The 950-nt window shown below is 52.5% G+C and carries 1 protein-coding gene; it reads right to left on the reverse strand.

Features of this window, described 5'->3' with window-relative positions:
- On the reverse strand, positions 1-950 hold a 950-nt coding region (gene tuf / locus ADJ24_RS04975), incomplete at both ends, for an elongation factor Tu (protein ID WP_048702270.1).

A 950-nucleotide genomic window follows, 5' to 3' on the forward strand; every position in this document is an offset into this window, starting at 1 on the left:
GTCACAACCATCTTGATGTTGTCGCCTGGCATTACCATCTCAACGCCTTCTGGCAGTTCGATGGTACCGGTCACGTCAGTTGTACGGAAGTAGAACTGTGGACGGTAGCCTTTGAAGAACGGAGTATGACGGCCGCCTTCGTCTTTGGACAGAATATACACTTCAGATTCGAACTTGGTGTGTGGCTTGATTGAGCCTGGCTTCGCCAGAACCTGACCACGTTCGATTTCTTCACGTTTGATACCACGCAGCAGAACACCAACGTTCTCACCAGCACGGCCTTCGTCCAGCAGTTTGCGGAACATTTCAACGCCAGTACAGGTAGACTTCGCAGTCTCTTTGATACCAACGATTTCAACTTCTTCGCCAACTTTGATGATACCGCGCTCTACACGACCGGTAACAACGGTACCACGACCGGAGATGGAGAATACGTCTTCGATTGGCAGCAGGAATGGCTTGTCAATCGCACGCTCTGGTTCTGGGATGTAAGAATCCAGGAAGCCAGCCAGTTCGATGATTTTCGCTTCCCACTCTGCGTCGCCTTCCAGCGCTTTCAGAGCAGAACCACGAACGATTGGAGTATCGTCGCCCGGGAAATCGTACTGAGACAGCAGTTCACGAACTTCCATCTCTACCAGTTCCAGCAGCTCTTCGTCATCAACCATGTCGCATTTGTTCAGGAACACGATGATGAAAGGAACGCCTACCTGACGACCCAGCAGGATGTGCTCACGAGTCTGAGGCATTGGGCCGTCAGTCGCAGCAACAACCAGGATCGCGCCGTCCATCTGCGCAGCACCGGTGATCATGTTTTTAACATAGTCGGCGTGGCCTGGGCAGTCTACGTGTGCGTAGTGGCGAGTCGGGGTGTCGTACTCAACGTGAGAGGTGTTGATGGTGATACCACGAGCTTTTTCTTCTGGTGCGTTATCGATCTGGTCGAATGC

The organism is Enterobacter sp. 940_PEND, from assembly GCF_001059415.1.
GTDB classification, from domain to species: domain Bacteria; phylum Pseudomonadota; class Gammaproteobacteria; order Enterobacterales; family Enterobacteriaceae; genus Enterobacter; species Enterobacter cloacae_M.